The following is a 12102-nucleotide window of genomic DNA, read 5'->3' as shown; positions in this document are numbered from 1 at the left end:
ACCGACCCGCCACTCCACCGACGCGGTCGGCGCCCAGGACCCGGGCCGCGGGCGGGGTCTCCCCGTCCGCGTCGCTGCCGCGGAAACGGGAAGCCCGCGATGCGCCGTCCGCCACGCCCACGGTCTCAGCTGGCAATCCGGCGCAGGGGTCCCACAACCCCATCGGGCTGCGGGTGGACGTCACTCACGAACCACGAGGTGTGGCCGCCGAGTTCAGCGTGGAGCCGGGCACCACCGTGGCGCTGCTCGGGCCCAACGGGGTGGGGAAGTCCACGGTGTTCGGCGTGGTCGCCGGCCTGGTGGCACCGGATCGCGGCGCGGTCCAGGTGGGGGAGCGGTGTGTGGTCCGGGCGGACACCGGAGACCGGCCCGTGTGGGTCCCCGCGCACCGTAGGGGAGTGGCCCTCATGGCCCAGGAACCCCTGCTGTTCCCCCACCTGAGCGTGCTGGACAACGTGGCGTTCGGGCCGCGGGCGAGCGGGGCAGGGAGGGCGGAAGGGCGGCGTCGTGCCCGGGCGTGGCTGCGGGAGGTGGGCGCGGAGGAGTTCGTGCAGCGGCGCCCGGATGAGCTCTCGGGAGGGCAGGCGCAGCGGGTCGCGATCGCGCGCGTACTGGCCGCGGACCCGCGCGTGATCCTGCTGGACGAGCCCATGAGCGCACTGGACGTGGCCGCCCGCCCGCGGATGCGCGAGGTGCTCAAGCGGGTGCTGGCCGGGCGCACCGCGGTGGTCATCACGCACGACGACGCGGACGTGGCGGAGCTCGCGGACCGGGTGGTGCGGATGGATCGGACGGGTGGCCAGGATCCCCTGCTACCGTGACCCGGGCCATAGTCCGTGGCCGCCGTGGCGGTAGTGCATCCCCTCCCGCCGTCGGCCCCCGCGCCCGCCCTGACCCGGGGCGACGAAAGGATCCATGACCGTGAACAGCGCGCCCCGCCGGAACTGGTGGCAGCGATACCTGGCCTTCCCGCTGATCTACAAGCTCGCCATCGCCCTGGTGCTGGGAGCCGTGACGGGACTGGTGGTCGGCCCCGAGATCGCGGTCATCGAGCCGCTGGGAACCATCTTCCTGCGGCTGCTGCAGATGATGGTGGTCCCCGTGGTGGTGTTCACCCTGGTGACCGGCGTGTCCTCCGGCAGCGCGGGACAGTTCGGCCGCGTGGGCGTGAAGATCATGGTCTACTACATGCTCACCACCATGGTGGCCATCACCCTGGGACTGGCCCTGGCGTCCCTCGTGCAGCCCGGTGAGGGGCTGGTCCTCCCGGAGGGCACCGAGTCCGCGCCCAAGGAGGCGCCTCCGCTGAAGGAGGTGCTGATCAACATCGTGCCCACAAATCCCGTGAGCGCGATGGTCGAGGGCGACATGCTGGCGGTCCTGTTCTTCGCCCTGGTCTTCGGGCTGGCGCTGGGCGTCCTGCGGAACAGTGCGGACCAGCGACTGGCGGGGCTCGGCGAGAGCATGCGGCAGTTCTTCGACGCCGGCGCGGAGGTCACGTTCATCGCCATCCGCGGCATCCTGGAGTACGCCCCGATCGGCGTGTTCGCGCTGCTGGCCGTGACACTGGGCGAGACCGGAGCGGACGCCCTCGCACCCCTGGCCATGCTCACCGCCACCATCTACGGCGGTGTGGCCATCCAGATCCTGCTCTACTGCCTGTTGCTGGTCCTGTTCGGCCACTCGGTGCGGAGGTTCTTCTCCGCGGCCAAGGAGCCCATGCTGATGTCCTTCGTGACGCGTTCCAGCAGCGGCACCCTGCCCGTGTCCATGCGCGCGGCGGAGAAGATGGGAGTGGACGAGGGCGTCTACGGCTTCACGCTGCCCCTGGGCGCCACCATCAACATGGACGGCACGGCCGTCTACGTGGGTGCCTCCGTGATCTTCGTGGCCAACGTGGCCGGGGTGGACCTGACGCTCACCGAGCTGATCAGCGTGGCCCTCGTGGGGGTCCTTGCCTCGGTGGGAACCGCGGGTGTCCCCGGGGCGGGGCTCATCATGCTGTCCCTGGCCATCACGCAGGCGGGCCTGCCCTTCGGCCCCGTGGCACTCGTCGCGGGCATCGACGCCTTCCTGGACATGATCCGCTCCCTGTGCAACGTCACCGGCGACCTCGCGGGGGCGCGCATCGTGGACGGCGGTGACCGGAAGAAACGCCGAGCCCGTAAGGCCGTGGGCACAAGCCGCGGGGCCACGGCCGCGGAACCGGCGCAGTAGCGCCGGCCCGCGCGCCGTGGGCCGGGCTACTTCACCTCGCGGGTGAGCACCCGCCAGATGCCGATCAGCAGCGGCACCCCGATCCACAGCAGCGAGGACGTGCCCAGCTGCCCCCACTGCGTGGCGGTGAGGTCCACTCCCTCCATGAGCGGGGTGGAGGCCGCGGTCATGTCCACCCACGCCCCGAGATCTCGCAGAGCAGGGACCATCAGAGCGGCTGTCGAGTACAGGGTGGGCAGGACGAAGTAGGCGACGACCGCCAGGGGCACGGACAGCAGCGCCAGTCCGAACGCCACACCCTGCAGGAGCGCGAGCATCTGGGCGAGCCACTGGCCCGCAAGCTGCCCGGGATCGAGGTCGATGTTCACCGGGCTGCCGGAGAGACCGGCCGAGATCAGGTGGGCGAGCAGCGCCAGGACCCACGCGGCCGCGAGGGCGATCGTCCCCAGGACGAGTGCCGCGAGGAGCTTGGCGAGCACCACGCGGAGCCGGCGCGGTTCCTGCGTGAAGGTGATCAGGGCGGTGCGCTGGCTCCACTCGTTGCACGCCGTGATGATCCCCAGCACGGGCAGCAGCAGCCCCTGCGGCGTCAACGTCACGACGAATAGCCCGGGGAGGTCCGCACCCTCCTCGCGGGTCAGCCACGTGGCGAGCCCCAGCACCAGCGCGGTGAGCACGCCGATGGCGATCAGCAGACCCCGCCCGGCGCGCGTGTCCACCTGCTTGCGCAGCTCGACGCGCAGCAGGGTGAGGAACGACAGCCCGCGGCCCGTCGGTTCTGCATGGCCCCAGGGGGCCGTGGTGGTGGTTGCGGTGCTCATGCGGTGGGCTCCTCTCGGGCGGGCAATCCCTGGGCTGGTGACGGCTGCGCGGGCGGGGTGGCACCGGGCGACGCCGCCGCGCCGGGTGGGGTGCCGCCCCGCCCCTGCTCGTCGCGGGCGGTGTCCGCGGTGAGCTGCAGGAACATGTCCTCCAGCCGGGTGCCGTCCGCGGGGCGCAGCAGGGTCAGGGGCACACCGGCGTCGAGTGCCACGCGACCCACGCGGGCGGCGTCGGCCTCGATCTCGGCGGCACCGTCCGCGCGCCCGGAGAAGGTGATGCCCGCGGTGCTGAGTGCGGTGGCAAAGGCCGCCTGGTCCTCGGCGTCGGCCACGCAGCCGGGGCGGGTGGCGAGCAGATCCGTCATGCGGCCCTGCGCGACGATCCGGCCGTGGCCGATCATCACGAGGTCGTCCGCGACCTGCTCCACCTCGTGCAGCAGGTGCGAACTCAGCAGCACGGTGCCGCCCTGGTCCGCGAAGCCCCGGAGCAGACCGCGCATCCAGCGGATGCCCGCGGGGTCCAGGCCGTTGGCGGGTTCGTCCAGAACGAGCACCTGGGGCGAGCCCATCAGTGCGCCCGCGAGACCGAGGCGCTGACGCATGCCCAGGGAGTAGTTCTTCACCCGTCGGCGTCCCTCGGAGGGTTCCAGGCCGACGAGCTCGAGCATCTCGTCCACCCGTGCTTTACCCGCACCCGTGATGGTGGCCGCAAGTTGCAGCACCTCGCGGCCGGTGCGACCGGGGTGCTGTGCGGCGGCGTCGAGCATCACGCCCACGTGCTGGCTGGGGTTCGGCAACTCGGCGTAGCGGCGGCCGAGCACGAGTGCCTCACCCGAGCTGGCTGGGGTGAGACCGGTGAGCATCCGCAGTGCCGTGGACTTGCCGGCGCCGTTGGGCCCCAGGAAACCGGTGACCCGGCCGGGCTGTGCCACGAACGAGATGTCGTCCACCGCGGTGAATCCGCCGTAGCGCTTGGTGAGGTGCTCGATGCGAATCATGCTCTCCATCCTGAGGGCAGGGGAGGAGATTCCTGAAAAAATGGTGGACCTGGGCGCGTCCCCTGGGCCGCGCGGTGGAGAGGATGTGCCTGCGCGATCAAGCAGGCAGAGGCCTCACGCACGCTCCGAGCGCGAGCGGAAGGCTCGCCTCCCCCAGGGCGGGCGAGATTCGTTCATGCGCGCCTCCCACAGGTCCAGCTCGATGGTGATTCCGGGGCCCACCGCGTCCTGCACCCTCTCCGCGAGTCGTTCGCCCTCACGGCGGCTGGCCTCCCGCTGCTCCGCCGTGGGCCAGCCCCTTTCGGGGTCGAAGTGCTGGTTGAAGTTCCGGGTCCAGGCCAGGACGTCCTGGGTCAGGTCCGGCGGGAGAGGGAAGTGATCCTGCTCCAGCAGGCCGTCCTCTCCCCAGAACGGCCAGTTGCAGCCGTACTCGTTGAACATGCGAACGGTTGTCGGTGTGAACACGGGGTCGTTCCTCTCGGGAGACGGGTGCTGCGACGATCCTCATCCGGTTCGAGGATGTCGGCAAGGGGGCAAGACAGCACCGGACGGCGCGGGACTGCAGAACGGGACCCCACGTGCCGGTTGGTGCCCACCCGCGGGCCGATAGCATGAGCGGGCCGGTGACCGTCCGGCGTCGTTGTCGAGAAGGGACACCCCATGGCTTTCGTCTGCAGCGCCACCTGGACCGCCAAGCCCGGCGAGGAGGCGACCGTGCGCGCCGCGCTCGCCGAGCTCTCGCCGGCCTCCCGTGAGGAGCCCGGGAACCTCTACTACCAGGCGTACCAGAGCCCGGAGGAGCCCGCCGTGTTCCGCATCTTCGAGGTGTACCAGGACAAGGCCGCGTTCAAGGCCCACGTGGGCTCGGAGCACTTCGCGCAGTTCGGCGTGGGGCAGGCGATCCCGGCGCTGGCGAACAACGAGCACGAGACGTACGAGACGCTCGATTTCTGACGGGCCGCCCGTGAGCAGCCACGAAAGGCCGACGATGCTGCGCCCGGTCCCCGCCCCGGCTGAACGGGCACCCGCCTGGGCCGTGGTCCTCTCCGAGGTATTCCAGGCACCCCTTGTGCTGGCGGCGTTGCTGGGCGTCCTCCCGTGGAGTGCCCACGGCACCCTCGCCTCCCTGGCGTGGGGTGTGGCCGCGGCGCTTACGGTGTGCGGGGTCTCGCTGGCCACCGTCACCGTTCTCTCGCGCCGGGGTGTGCTCACCGACCACCACGTGAGCGTCAAGGAGCACCGGCGTCCGGTGATGATCGGGACGTTCCTGCTAGTGGCGTTGTTCCTGGCCGTGACGCTCACGTTCCACGGGCCCGTGGAGATCACGGGCCTGCTTACCGCCACGCTCGCCGCCAGCGCGGTGGTGGCCTTGGTCAGCCCGTGGTGGAAGATCTCGGTGCACGGGATGATGATGGGCGGCACCGCCGTGATCCTGCCCGTCGCGTGGGGTCCGTGGGGTCTGCTGTTCGTGCCGGTGGCGCTCGCGGTGTGCGTGAGCCGCCGCGTGCTGGGCGCACACACGTGGGCGCAGCTGGTGGCCGGCTCCGCCTATGGGGTGGTGTTCCTGGGCGGGATCTACTGGCTGATCGCGGTCTCACCCGTCGCGCCGGTGCATCTCCCGGGATGACGACGCCGCGCGGTGCCCGGCTGCCTCCCCACGCTTTCGAGCTGTGCGCCGTCGCTGAGCCCAGTGGCAGTCGGCGGTGTCGCGGTGGCCCGGAAGCGAGGGTGATCAGGGGCCGGGCGCTGGGGGTGCGGCGTCGGCGCCTTTCTTGGCGGCGAGGACTATGGGAACCAAACCCAGGACCAGCACGATCGAGGGGATTATTCCCAGCCAGGGGACGAGCCATATGGGCCCGAGGAATAGCAGGGCCAGGCACAGCAGGTCCACGGCAAGCGCCACTAGGAGAATGATGCGGGACACGGGCAGGGCCGCGGCATGTCCGGCATGCCACGCCTCATCGCTGCGATGGGTGGCTTTGATGTGGATGCCGATGAACCCGTTGCGCTCTACAGGGCCCGATGCCGCCGCTCGAATGACCGTGTAGACGAAGCCCAGTACCGCGGCGGACATCAAGATGCCGATGAGCGCGCCCACGCTGGATTCATCCATGCGAATGACGATATCCGAGGGAACTGGTGGCGGTCACCCACGACTGGGGATGCCGGTGACGTAAACCCTCCAGGGGCCACCCGGAGATTGCCGGGGCGATAAATTCCACCCATGACGACCTCACCTGCCCTCCGGCCTCTGAGAGTGACCGATGCCCCTGAGATGGCGGCTGTCCTGGCCGATCCCGAGCTGTACCGCTACACGGGCGGCGAGCCCCCGAGCGTTGAAGGCCTGGAGAGGCAGTACGCCGTGCAGACCCGCGGCCACTCTTCGGATGGAACCGAACTGTGGCTCAACCGCATCGTGGTGGTGGGACCGGAGGAACAGGCGGTGGGCTACGTGCAGGCCACCGTTCCGCTGGACGGCTCGCCTGCGGAGATCGCCTGGGTCGTCGGCGCCCCCTGGCAGGGCCGGGGTTACGCCGCTCGGGCAGCCGCCCTCCTGATCGAAGAACTCCGGCAGAAGGGGGTGTCCCGGGTCCTGGCTCACATCCACCCTGAGCACGAGGCGTCCCAGCGGATCGCCCGCCATCTGGGGATGGAACCCACCGACACCGTGGTGGACGGGGAAGTACGCTGGTCAGGCAGCCTGTCCTGACACACCACCCCGCAGGGCCGACCCCACCGGGCTCTCTGATCGTACGGAGGCAGGTGTGCTCTCACTCCCACGCGGCGGAGGCGGGGTCGATCCCGTGGGCGCGAGCAGCGGCGTCGATGGCTCGCCGCAGCCACGACGAAAGCCCAGGGTGCGATGCCTCGTAGTGTGCAGCGAATCCGGGGTCTGACTCGTAGAGCCGCCCCAGACAGACCTGCATCTGCCGGGTGAGGGGGAAGTACCGGCTGAACAGCGTGCGGTGCCGCTCCACGAGGTCGTTCGCATCGGGGTCGCCCGGGAGGGTGCCTTTGCGGAACGCGCAGGCGAGATCGCGGTCGAGATCCTCGGTGGCGCGCGTCAGCTCAGCCCACTCGGCCGGATCTCGGGAAGCTGCCCGTTCGGCGTACTGACGCCACTGGGCTGTGTCTCCCCACCGGGCCCGAGCCTGGGCGGGCCACTCGGGGTTCCAATCCCCGCTCATGACCTTGGCTTGAAGCCCGGGTTCCAGGACGGTTCCCCGTTCCTGCGCCTCGATCATGGTCTGCACGCTTTTGTGGAGCTGCTGCAGCCCGTGAACTCGCGCCTCCAGTTGCATGTTCTGCTCGCGCAGGGCTGCCACGACGTCCACGGCCGGGTCGTCGAGAAGATCCCGGACGGCGTCGAGCCCAAAGCCCAGCTCCCGGTAGACCACCACGCGTTCCAAGCGGTCCAGGTCTGCCTGGGTGTAGAGGCGGTACCCGGTGCCGGAACGTTCGGACGGGGACGCCAAGCCCTCGGCGTCCCAGTGGTGCAGCGTCCGCACGGTGACACCGAGGCGCTCTGCGACCTGCCCCACGGTCAACAGCATCCGGTCATCGGTCATGTGGCTCATTGTGGTCGACGTCGTGTGCCGGGGGAGTGATGCCCGCCGCCCTCAGATTCGCGGCCTCCTGGGTGGTGGGGTCGTACGGTTTCGCCGCCGTGAGGACCACCCGGATTCGTTCAGGGGTCACCACCTCCACCTCGCGGCTGTTCCAGGAGGTGTCCCGCGGGCCGGACACGACGACGCCGTCGGCACCCTTGCACGCGGCGGTGATCTGTTTGATCTGGGTCAGAACGCACGCGAAGTTCACCACCGGGGAGGATGTGCCCGTCTGCGGTGGTGCGCCGGGAACCAGGAGCACGTCCTGGAAAGCCCAACGACGGAGGTGTACCAGCTGCCCTGGGATCTCGAAGAGGGTGAAGAACCCCAGCGCCCCGGTCCAGAACGCCACGGATGCGGCCATGTCCGAGGTGGGGACGGTGACGAAGGACGGCATGCCGTAGATCCCGTGGAAGTTCTCGGGGGCTACGGCATCCCATGCCGGAGCGGGAACGGGGCTGATGTGGAAAGCGGTGCTGTGAGTGCTCATGAAAAAAACTGTGCTGCCTCACGCAGCGTGAGAGTCAAAGACAGCGGACCGCACCTTCACACGGCCATGAGGCCCCTCCCATCGGGCTCTCCGTGGGGGAAGTTTCCTCGCAGCTCCTCCATGAAGCCCGTGGGGGTCAGGCCGTCCCAGTAGGGGCTGCCACTCTGCGGCTCGACAGTCGGGTCGAAGGGAATGACCTCCAGAGCCACATGTCTGCGCTCCACGGGGGTGATCTCGCGCCGGTACTCACGCTGCGACGTTCCGTCCGAGACGACCAGGTGCCCGTATCCCTCCTGCAGACGGGCCGAGACGACCCGCAGGCCCGGATACAGGTCATCGAGCATCGCGGGGGTCAGCGACAGGTCGTAGAGGAACCCCGCCCAGTTGCACCGCAGGTTCTCCGGGAACTCGCCGTACTCCAGTGCCACCCGTCCGTCCTCCGCCACGGTGATACCCACGATGTCCTCCCCGGCGGCAACGTCGCATGCCCGGTGGTAGAAGTTGTGCGTCTTTCCCATGGATGATTCTCCGTGCTACGAGTGAGAGGCCGGGCGGTACGGTCGGGTCTTGGGCTCGTCGAGAAGTGCCTCACCGATGGGGCCTCACGATCCCTGAAGGAGTGTCCCATGAACCACCAAGACCTCTCGCCGGTCCGACCTCTGTCGAGTCGGGACGGCGACGCTCTGCGTGAGGCCACCTTGGGCAACATGAACTGGTGCGGAGAGCGCTTCTCCAGCGAGGACGTTCTTGCCGATCCCGCAATCGTCCACTACACGGAGTTCGAACCCGAGCGCGGAGACTTCGGCTTCATCATGGTGGACCCTTCGAGCGTCGTCGGCGTGGCTTGGGCGCAGTTCCTGGGCACGGAAAATCCCGGGTACGGGTTCGTTTCCGCTGACGTTCCAGAAGCCAGTCTGTGGGTGGCCCCGAGCGCCGGGGTGCCGGGCACGGGCGTCGGCTGCTCCGACGGCTTCTCGCGGAGAGTGCCGCCCGCGGGCACAACCGCGTCAGCCTCTCCGTGGAGGACGGCAACCGTGCGAGAGACCTTTATGAGTCCGAAGGGTTCCTGGCGGTCCCCGGGCGAGAGTGTGACGGGGTCATGGTGTGGAAGGCGGGGTGACGCGGACCGGTCGCCCCACGGGAGCACTGCAGGGAGTCACCAGCAGCGACCTCGGAGATCGATACGGCCATTGGGCCAGGTGTCCACATCCCGCGTTCCAGAACACACCATCACCGGGGCGCCTGTTTCTTCCACCGTGTGACCGGAACCGCCACGGGAACGGAACCGCTCGGTGACCTCAAGGCGCTTGTACCCGCACGACTCGTAGAACGGGACCACCTCCTCTCGACAACCGAGGTATCCGTAGTCGGCCGGCGCAGTGGATCGGGCGGCGTCCTGAGCTTCAGCGAGCAGTTGCACACCAAGGCCCTGGCCTCGATGCGAGGGCAAGACCAGCACTCCGCCGGTGCCCGCAACCAGCACGTCGTGGTCACCCACGACAATCATCCGTCGCTGGGTGCCCACGTGACCCACGACCCTCCCGCCCTCCACTGCCATGACGTGCAGTTCGGCGGGAGCGTAGCCGTAGGGCGCGTCAGGGTTCCACGCGCCCTCGTCGGCTCGGTACTCCGCGTTGAAGAGCTGTTCCAACTGGTAGAGCTGTCCGCCCGTCAGGTCCTCGTGCCACACCAGGCAGATGTCAGTTTCCAGACTCACTCACCCCGCAACGACGGGAAGTCCGTGTCCGCGTACTCCACGGAGTCGCCGGAACCGGTCTCGCTCGTCGACTCGCCCGCTCCACCCGCCGCCGCCCCGGCGTCCCCCAGCGTGTCCGGGTGCAGCAGCGCCTCCCGGCGGCGCAGCTCCACCCGGCGGATCTTCCCGGAGATGGTCTTGGGCAGCTCGGCGAACTCCAGCCGGCGAATGCGCTTGTACGGTGCGAGGTTGACGCGGCAGTGGTGCAGGATGCTCTCGGCGGTCTCCGCGGTGGGTTCATGACCGTCCGCGAGCACCACGTACGCCTTGGGCACCGCCAGGCGGATGGGGTCCGGGGAGGGAACCACCGCCACCTCCACCACGGCGGGGTGCTCGATCACCACGGACTCCAGCTCGAACGGGGAGAGCCGGTAGTCGGAGGCCTTGAACACGTCGTCCGCGCGGCCCACGTACGTGAACACCCCGCTGGCGTCCCGCGAGACCACGTCGCCCGTGTGGTAGACGCCGTCCCGGAACGCGTCCGCGGTCTTCTGCGGGTCCCCGTGGTAGCCGGGGGTCAGCCCGATCGGCCGCGGGTCCAGCCGCAGGCACAGCTCGCCCTCGGTCTCGCTCTCCTGGTCCGTGTTCGGGTCGATCAGCACCACGTCGTAGCCCGGCAGCGCCCGGCCCATGGACCCGGGCTTCACGGGCATGCCCGGGGTGTTGGCGATCTGCAGAGAGGACTCCGTCTGCCCGAACCCGTCCCGGATGTCCGTGCCCCAGGCGGCCTTCACGCGCGAGATGATCTCCGGGTTCAGCGGTTCGCCCGCGGCCACGGTCTTGCGCGGCGGGTTCTTCAGGTGGGACAGGTCCGACTGGATCAGCATGCGCCACACGGTGGGCGGCGCGCAGAACGAGGTCACGTGCTCGCGCTCCATCTGGTCCATCAGCGCCACGGCGTTGAAGCGCGTGTAGTTGTAGAGGAACACGGTGGCGCCCGCGATGAACGGCGCGAAGAAGTTGGACCACGCGTGCTTGGCCCACCCCGGCGACGCCACGTTCAGGTGCACGTCCCCCGGCTCCAGCCCGATCCAGTACATCGTGGACAGGTGCCCCACCGGGTAGGACGTGTTCGTGTGTTCCACGAGCTTGGGCAGCGAGGTGGTCCCGGACGTGAAGTACAGCAGCAGCGTGGCGTCCGCGGGGGAGGGCTCGAGCACCTCGAACGTCTCGGGCCCGTCGAAGGACCGCGCCCAGTCCAGCACGCGGTGCTCCCCGATCGGCGCCAGTTCCGCGCTCTCGGACGACGACGCCGCTGCGCCGCCTCCCGCACCGTCCGCGGTGCTCGCGGCATTCCCCGACGTGGTGCCCGAGGAGGTGCCCGCGCCGGAGGCGGACGAGGCGGTGCCCCCGGGGGCGCTGGGGCCCGCGGAACCGGCCGGGGCGGCGTCGTCGTCCGCGGAGGGGGAGGTGAAGGCCCCGGAGGTTAGACGCACGCGGTGGTCCGGCTGGTCGGGGACCTCGATGATTGTGAAGTCCCCGGGGACGTCCGCGAACTTCAACGCGTTGCTGTGGGAGGTGACCACCCACGACGCGTTGCCGCGCTCCACGCGGTCCCGGAGGTCGTTCTCGCCGAGCATCACGGTGGTGGGGATCATGGGGGCGCCCAGCTTGGTGCACGCGAGCATGGTCTCCCACAGCTCCACCTGGTTGCCGAGCATGAGGATGACCCGGTCCCCGCGCCGCACTCCCTGACCGCGCAGCCACGTGGCGAGCTGGGACGAGCGCCGGGAGAGTTCGGCGTACGTGCGGCGGGTCTGGGCGCCGTCCTCTTCGACGATCACCAGCGCCTCGCGGTCGGCCTCCTCGCCGGAGCCGAGGGCGTCGAACCAGTCGAGGGCGAAGTTGAAGGTCTCGAAGCGCGGCCACTCGAACTCGGCGTGGGCGGCGTCCAGGTCCGTGCGCAGGCGCAGCAGCTGGTCCCGTGCGGCGCGGAAACGCTCGGTGACGGACTGCCCGTCGGTGGGCTGGGCTGCGGTGGTCTCGCTCATGGGGATCCTCGTTCCAGTGCGGGGACCCCGTGCCGCGCCCGTAAACCACGGTGTTCACCGGGGCCGTGCGGCCGCCAGGGGTCCGGGTGAGAACTTTCCCCCAACGTACTGCAGGAACCTGCCCCGATGTGGTCTGTGTCACGGGAAATATCGAGGGGTCGAGGGAAGTGGTCGACACGGCCGCCCTGGGGAGTGCGTTCCGCACGGTGGGACGCTGGGAG

15 protein-coding genes are annotated in these 12102 nt (G+C 69.7%); 6 read left to right on the top strand and 9 right to left on the bottom strand.

The window, feature by feature from the left end; genetic code table 11:
* Together QL985_RS10970 and QL985_RS10965 are read left to right on the top strand one after the other, a co-directional pair.
* Positions 1 to 821 (top strand): ATP-binding cassette domain-containing protein (locus QL985_RS10970; RefSeq protein WP_290147836.1); only part of this gene is annotated, 821 nt, incomplete at its 5' end.
* A 94-nt stretch (positions 822 to 915) separates the two neighbouring features.
* A complete protein-coding gene (locus tag QL985_RS10965; protein ID WP_019309800.1) occupies positions 916 to 2217 on the top strand; it encodes a dicarboxylate/amino acid:cation symporter in 1302 nt (433 codons plus the stop codon).
* A 26-nt stretch (positions 2218 to 2243) separates the two neighbouring features.
* Here the strand turns inward: QL985_RS10965 and QL985_RS10960 are convergent, their stop codons facing one another.
* From QL985_RS10960 to QL985_RS10950, 3 genes are all read right to left on the bottom strand, one after another.
* Entirely contained in the window at positions 2244 to 3038 is a 795-nt protein-coding gene (locus tag QL985_RS10960) for a hypothetical protein (protein WP_019309801.1), read from the bottom strand.
* Positions 3035 to 4036, bottom strand: coding sequence for an ATP-binding cassette domain-containing protein (locus QL985_RS10955; RefSeq protein WP_100205686.1), 1002 nt, complete (start codon positions 4034 to 4036; stop codon positions 3035 to 3037). Before QL985_RS10955 ends, QL985_RS10960 begins: the two co-directional genes overlap by 4 nt.
* Positions 4037 to 4150: 114 nt before the next feature.
* Positions 4151 to 4501, bottom strand: a complete 351-nt coding sequence (locus QL985_RS10950; RefSeq protein WP_259905138.1) for a hypothetical protein — start codon at positions 4499 to 4501, stop codon at positions 4151 to 4153.
* 195 nt (positions 4502 to 4696) lie between these two features.
* On the opposite strand from QL985_RS10950, the gene QL985_RS10945 reads away from it, so the two are divergent.
* Positions 4697 to 4990, top strand: a complete 294-nt coding sequence (locus QL985_RS10945; RefSeq protein ID WP_039102306.1) for a putative quinol monooxygenase — start codon at positions 4697 to 4699, stop codon at positions 4988 to 4990.
* A 10-nt stretch (positions 4991 to 5000) separates the two neighbouring features.
* Complete coding sequence (locus QL985_RS10940; RefSeq protein ID WP_223110057.1) at positions 5001 to 5663, top strand: hypothetical protein; 663 nt, start codon at positions 5001 to 5003, stop codon at positions 5661 to 5663.
* 105 nt (positions 5664 to 5768) lie between these two features.
* On the opposite strand, the gene QL985_RS10935 is transcribed toward QL985_RS10940, so the two are convergent.
* Entirely contained in the window at positions 5769 to 6149 is a 381-nt protein-coding gene (locus tag QL985_RS10935) for an SdpI family protein (RefSeq protein WP_082142004.1), read from the bottom strand.
* A gap of 111 nt (positions 6150 to 6260) precedes the next feature.
* Here QL985_RS10935 and QL985_RS10930 point away from each other — a divergent pair, with 111 nt between their 5' ends.
* Positions 6261 to 6746 carry a GNAT family N-acetyltransferase gene (locus QL985_RS10930; RefSeq protein ID WP_259905137.1) on the top strand — a complete coding sequence of 162 codons (486 nt, stop codon included), beginning with the start codon at positions 6261 to 6263 and terminating at the stop codon, positions 6744 to 6746.
* Positions 6747 to 6807: 61 nt separating this feature from the next.
* Here QL985_RS10930 and QL985_RS10925 read toward each other — a convergent pair whose 3' ends face one another.
* Genes QL985_RS10925 through QL985_RS10915 form a run of 3 tightly spaced genes read right to left on the bottom strand, consistent with a single transcriptional unit; the run spans position 6808 to position 8652 of the window.
* On the bottom strand, positions 6808 to 7605 hold the full coding sequence (locus tag QL985_RS10925; RefSeq protein WP_201024617.1) for a MerR family transcriptional regulator: 798 nt from the start codon (positions 7603 to 7605) through the stop codon (positions 6808 to 6810).
* The gene (locus tag QL985_RS10920) at positions 7595 to 8134 is read right to left on the bottom strand and encodes a VOC family protein (protein WP_259905136.1); all 540 of its coding nucleotides are present in this window, start codon (positions 8132 to 8134) and stop codon (positions 7595 to 7597) included. Before QL985_RS10920 ends, QL985_RS10925 begins: the two co-directional genes overlap by 11 nt.
* 56 nt (positions 8135 to 8190) lie before the next feature.
* Positions 8191 to 8652, bottom strand: coding sequence for a hypothetical protein (locus tag QL985_RS10915; protein ID WP_047978378.1), 462 nt, complete (start codon positions 8650 to 8652; stop codon positions 8191 to 8193).
* Positions 8653 to 9050: 398 nt separating this feature from the next.
* Between QL985_RS10915 and QL985_RS10910 the strand changes: the two genes are divergently transcribed.
* Positions 9051 to 9254 (top strand): GNAT family N-acetyltransferase, encoded by a 204-nt coding sequence (locus QL985_RS10910; protein WP_223110056.1) that lies wholly within the window; start codon positions 9051 to 9053, stop codon positions 9252 to 9254.
* Between the two features lie 36 nt (positions 9255 to 9290).
* On the opposite strand, the gene QL985_RS10905 is transcribed toward QL985_RS10910, so the two are convergent.
* Positions 9291 to 9851, bottom strand: coding sequence for a GNAT family N-acetyltransferase (locus tag QL985_RS10905; protein ID WP_047978379.1), 561 nt, complete (start codon positions 9849 to 9851; stop codon positions 9291 to 9293).
* On the bottom strand, positions 9848 to 11881 hold the full coding sequence (locus QL985_RS10900; protein WP_259905135.1) for an AMP-binding protein: 2034 nt from the start codon (positions 11879 to 11881) through the stop codon (positions 9848 to 9850). Before QL985_RS10900 ends, QL985_RS10905 begins: the two co-directional genes overlap by 4 nt.
* Between the last annotated feature and the right edge of the window lie 221 nt (positions 11882 to 12102).

Source organism: Kocuria sp. APC 4018 (assembly GCF_030407675.1).
Lineage (GTDB): Bacteria > Actinomycetota > Actinomycetes > Actinomycetales > Micrococcaceae > Kocuria > Kocuria rhizophila.
This window is presented reverse-complemented; position numbering and strand designations above follow the sequence as displayed.